The 4329-nt window shown below is 74.1% G+C and carries 5 protein-coding genes; 4 read left to right on the top strand and 1 reads right to left on the bottom strand.

Annotated elements, in window-relative coordinates; translation table 11 throughout:
* The first annotated feature begins 115 nt into the window (after positions 1-115).
* The 3 genes from pgsA to B9S61_RS06200 are packed head-to-tail and all read left to right on the top strand — an operon-like array spanning position 116 to position 2894.
* On the top strand, positions 116-796 hold the full coding sequence (gene pgsA, locus B9S61_RS06210; protein WP_103541286.1) for a phosphatidylinositol phosphate synthase: 681 nt from the start codon (positions 116-118) through the stop codon (positions 794-796).
* Entirely contained in the window at positions 793-1734 is a 942-nt protein-coding gene (locus B9S61_RS06205; protein WP_103541285.1) for a phosphatidylinositol mannoside acyltransferase, read from the top strand. The genes pgsA and B9S61_RS06205 overlap by 4 nt, the downstream gene beginning before the upstream one ends.
* A complete protein-coding gene (locus tag B9S61_RS06200) occupies positions 1731-2894 on the top strand; it encodes a glycosyltransferase family 4 protein (protein WP_103541284.1) in 1164 nt (387 codons plus the stop codon). Before B9S61_RS06205 ends, B9S61_RS06200 begins: the two co-directional genes overlap by 4 nt.
* Before the next feature lie 21 nt (positions 2895-2915).
* On the opposite strand, the gene B9S61_RS42130 is transcribed toward B9S61_RS06200, so the two are convergent.
* Positions 2916-3038 (bottom strand): hypothetical protein, encoded by a 123-nt coding sequence (locus tag B9S61_RS42130; protein WP_258039568.1) that lies wholly within the window; start codon positions 3036-3038, stop codon positions 2916-2918.
* 610 nt (positions 3039-3648) lie between these two features.
* Here B9S61_RS42130 and B9S61_RS06195 point away from each other — a divergent pair.
* Positions 3649-4191, top strand: a complete 543-nt coding sequence (locus B9S61_RS06195; RefSeq protein ID WP_103541283.1) for a hypothetical protein — start codon at positions 3649-3651, stop codon at positions 4189-4191.
* Positions 4192-4329: the final 138 nt, after the last annotated feature.

Below are 4329 nucleotides of genomic sequence, written 5' to 3'. Positions count from 1 at the left end.
GGACGGCGGCGTCCGGCTCCGGGGGTACGGCCGTCGGCCGGGCGTGCGCGTGACTACGATTGGGGCCGCCGGCGGCCAGCAGGGCCGCGCGGCCACACCGACCGTCGGGAAGGCCATGCTGAACAAGTACGCGCGTGCATTCTTCACGCGTGTCCTCACACCGTTCGCCGCGTTTCTCATCCGGCGGGGGGTCAGCCCGGACACGGTCACGCTCATCGGCACCGCCGGTGTGGTCGCGGGCGCGCTGGTCTTCTACCCCATGGGGGAGTTCTTCTGGGGCACGGTCGTCATCACCCTGTTCGTGTTCTCCGACCTCGTCGACGGCAACATGGCACGCCAGCTCGGCCGGTCCAGCCGCTGGGGTGCCTTCCTGGACTCCACTCTCGACCGGGTCGCGGACGGAGCCGTCTTCGGCGGCTTCGCCCTGTGGTACGCGGGCGGCGGTGACGACATCGCGCTCTGCGCCGTCTCGATCTTCTGCCTGGCCAGCGGGCAGGTCGTGTCGTACACCAAGGCGCGCGGCGAGTCGATCGGCCTCCCGGTCGCCGTCAACGGTCTGGTCGAGCGGGCCGAGCGGCTGGTGATCTCGCTGGTCGCCGCCGGCCTCGCCGGCCTGCACGCCTTCGGTGTGCCCGGCATCCAGTACCTGCTGCCCGTCGCCCTGTGGATCGTCGCCGTGGGCAGCCTGGTCACGCTGATCCAGCGGGTCGTCACCGTGCGCCGGGAGTCCGCCGAGGCGGAGGCCGCGGAAGCCGCGGAGGCGCAGGACGCCCGGGGGAGCGAGGCCGCCAAGTGAGCGCCCAGGAGCGGCTCACCGACACCCTGTACGGCGTCGGCTGGGGCACCGTCAGATCCCTCCCCGAGCCGGTCGCCGTGCGCCTGGGGAGGACCATCGCCGACGTCACGTGGAAGCGGCGCGGCAAGGGCGTGCTCCGGCTGGAGAGCAACTACGCGCGCGTGGTGCCGGACGCGGGGCCCGAGCGGCTCGCCGAACTCTCCCGCGCGGGCATGCGGTCGTACCTGCGCTACTGGATGGAGTCCTTCCGGCTGCCCGCCTGGAGCGCCGAGCGCGTAGCGGCGGGCGTCGACGTCCTGGACCTCCACCACCTGCACGACGGCATGGCGGCCGGCAAGGGCGTCGTCGTCGCGCTGCCGCACCTCGCCAACTGGGACCTCGCCGGAGCCTGGCTCACCACGAAGCTCGGCATACCGTTCACCACCGTCGCCGAGCGGCTGAAGCCGGAGACGCTGTACGACCGGTTCGTCGCCTACCGCGAGGGCCTCGGAATGGAGGTCCTGCCGCACAGCGGCGGCTCGGCCTTCGGCACCCTCGCCCGGCGGCTGCGCGACGGCGGACTGGTCTGCCTGGTCGCCGACCGCGACCTGTCCTCCTCCGGCGTCGAGGTCGACTTCTTCGGCGAGACCGCCCGGATGCCCGCCGGCCCCGCCCTGCTGGCCCAGCAGACCGGGGCCCGGCTGCTGCCGGTGACCCTCTGGTACGACGACTCGCCGACGATGCGGGGCCGAGTCCATCCGCCGGTCGAGGTCCCCGGGTCAGGCACGCGGCCCGAGAAGACGTCTGTCATGACACAGGCGCTGGCCGACGCCTTCGCCACGGGCATCGCCGAACACCCGGAGGACTGGCACATGCTGCAGCGTCTGTGGCTCAAGGACCTCGACCCCGCGCCGGACCCCGTGACGGCTCCCGAGAAGGACCGGAAGGGGACCTCGTGAGGATCGGCATCGTCTGCCCGTACTCCTGGGACGTACCGGGCGGCGTCCAGTTCCACATCCGCGACCTGGCCGAGTACTTCATCCGCCTCGGCCACCATGTGTCCGTCCTGGCCCCGGCCGACGACGACACCCCGCTGCCGCCCTACGTCGTCTCGGCCGGCCGCGCGGTGCCGGTTCCGTACAACGGCTCGGTGGCCCGGCTCAACTTCGGATTCCTCTCCGCCGCGCGGGTGCGGCGCTGGCTGCACGAGGGCGCCTTCGACGTCGTCCACATCCACGAGCCGACCTCGCCCTCGCTCGGCCTGCTCACCTGCTGGGCGGCCGAGGGACCCATCGTCGCGACCTTCCACACCTCCAACCCGCGCTCCCGCGCGATGATCGCCGCGTACTCGATCCTCCAGGCGGCCCTGGAGAAGATCAGCGCGCGGATCGCGGTGAGCGAGTACGCCCGGCGCACCCTGGTGGAGCACCTGGGCGGTGACGCGGTGGTCATCCCCAACGGTGTCGACGTCGACTTCTTCGCGAAGGCCGGGCCGCGGCCCGAATGGCAGGGCGACACGATCGGCTTCATCGGCCGGATCGACGAACCCCGCAAGGGGCTGCCGGTGCTGATGAAGGCCCTGCCGAAGATCCTCGCCGCCCGCCCGCAGACGCGCCTGCTGGTCGCCGGACGGGGTGACGAGGAGGAGGCGGTCGAGTCGCTGCCGAAGGAACTGCGCCCGCGCGTGGAGTTCCTCGGCATGGTCAGCGACGAGGACAAGGCCCGCCTCCTGCGCAGCGTCGACGTGTACGTGGCGCCCAACACCGGTGGCGAGAGCTTCGGCATCATCCTGGTCGAGGCGTTGTCCGCGGGTGCGCCGGTGCTCGCCGCCGACCTGGACGCCTTCGCCCAGGTCCTCGACGGGGGTGCGGCGGGCGAACTGTTCGCCAACGAGGACGCCGACGCGCTCGCCGAGGCCGCGCTGCGGCTCCTCCGGGACCCGGAACGCCGCGCGGAACTGAGCGAACGGGGCAGCGCCCACGTCCGCCGCTTCGACTGGTCGACCGTCGGCGCGGACATCCTGTCGGTGTACGAGACGGTCACGGCGGGCGCGGCGGCGGTCGCGGCGGACGACCGCGCGACGGGCCTCAGGGCCCGCCTGGGCCTGGCCAGGGACTGAGAACGGACGGCACCCCACCTCTCACGTCCCGTGGCCCGGAACGGCCGCCGTCCGGTGGGGCTCGGCGCCGCCCGGGTTGTGCGGCACCGAGCCGTCGGAGCTGGAGGGCTTGCCCGGGCCCGGGTTCGTTCGGGGGCCGGTCATCACCCGACGGTGCTGTGCCGCCGTCCCGGCCGCGGGCGTGCGGGCGTGCGGGCCGAGGGTGCCCCCTCCCCGGCTGGGGCTCGACCGCCGTGACCCGCCGTGACCCGCCGCGGTGTGCCGTCCGGGCCGGAGATCCGGCCCGGCGGCTGTCGCCGGCCGTCTGATGGGGCTCGGGCGCGGCTGGGGTGTGTCGCGTTGTGTCGTTCGGGACGACGGGGGCCGGGGCGAGGCGTGGTCGGGAGGGTGCCCGCCGCCTTCTCGGACTCCGCCGCAGCGTGCCGTTCGGCAGCGGAGCCCGGGTCGGGGCTCCGGGGGTTCGCCCTCCGTCCGGTGGGGCTCGGTGGGGTTGGGGTGTGTCGCGTTGTGTCGTTCGGGATGACGGGGGCCGGGGCGAGGTGTGGTCCGGAGGCCGCCTGCTCCTTTCCCGCACCCCGCCGCACCGGTGTCGTCCGGGTCGAGAGGGTTCGGGCCGGGGAGTCCGGGGGGCGGCCACCACGTGGCCGGGTGGACGGCCGGGACCCGCCGTAGCGCGGCCGTGCGGGACGGCGAGGGGCTGAGGGCAGGGCCCCAGGGACGGCAACCACCGTCGGCGGTACTAGCCTTGCCGCCCGTGACCGCAACCCTCATCTGGATCCTCGTCGCCCTTGTCGCCATCGGCCTCTACCTGAGCTGGACGGCGGGGCGGCTGGACCGGCTGCACGCCCGTATCGACGCAGCCCGCGCCGCGCTCGACGCGCAGCTTCTGCGCCGTGCCTCCGTGGCCCAGGAACTGGCCACCTCCGGGGTGCTCGACCCCGCCGCCTCGATCGTGCTCTACGAAGCGGCGCACGCCGCGCGGCAGGCGGTCGAGGAGCAGCGCGAGGTCGCCGAGAGCGAACTGAGCCAGGCCCTGCGGGCGGTCTTCGCGGACGCGCACCAGGTGGACGCGGTCAGGGAGGCGCCCGGAGGGGAAGACGCGGCCCTGGAGCTCGCCGAGGCGGTCCGCAGGGCGCCGATGGCACGCCGCTTCCACAACGACGCCGTACGGGCCGCACGGGCCCTGCGACGGCACCGCAAGGTGCGCTGGTTCCGGCTGGCCGGTCACGCCCCCTTCCCGCTGGCCTTCGAGATGGACGACGAGCCCCCCGCTGCACTGATCGAACGGGCGGCCTGACCGCGGGATCCGGTCGGCGCCTCACGACGGACGGCCGTCCCGCGGACGGACGGTCGTCGCCCGAGGCAGCCGACTGCCGCGCGGAGCGGCGGAGCGAGCGGACGGCGTCGCCCGGGGCGGCGGACTTGCCGTGTGGGG

It is taken from the genome of Streptomyces sp. SM1, from assembly GCF_002910825.1.
In the GTDB taxonomy this organism is placed as follows: domain Bacteria; phylum Actinomycetota; class Actinomycetes; order Streptomycetales; family Streptomycetaceae; genus Streptomyces; species Streptomyces okerensis.
The sequence above is the reverse complement of the archived record's forward strand: the minus strand, read 5'-3'. Positions and strand labels throughout refer to the sequence as shown.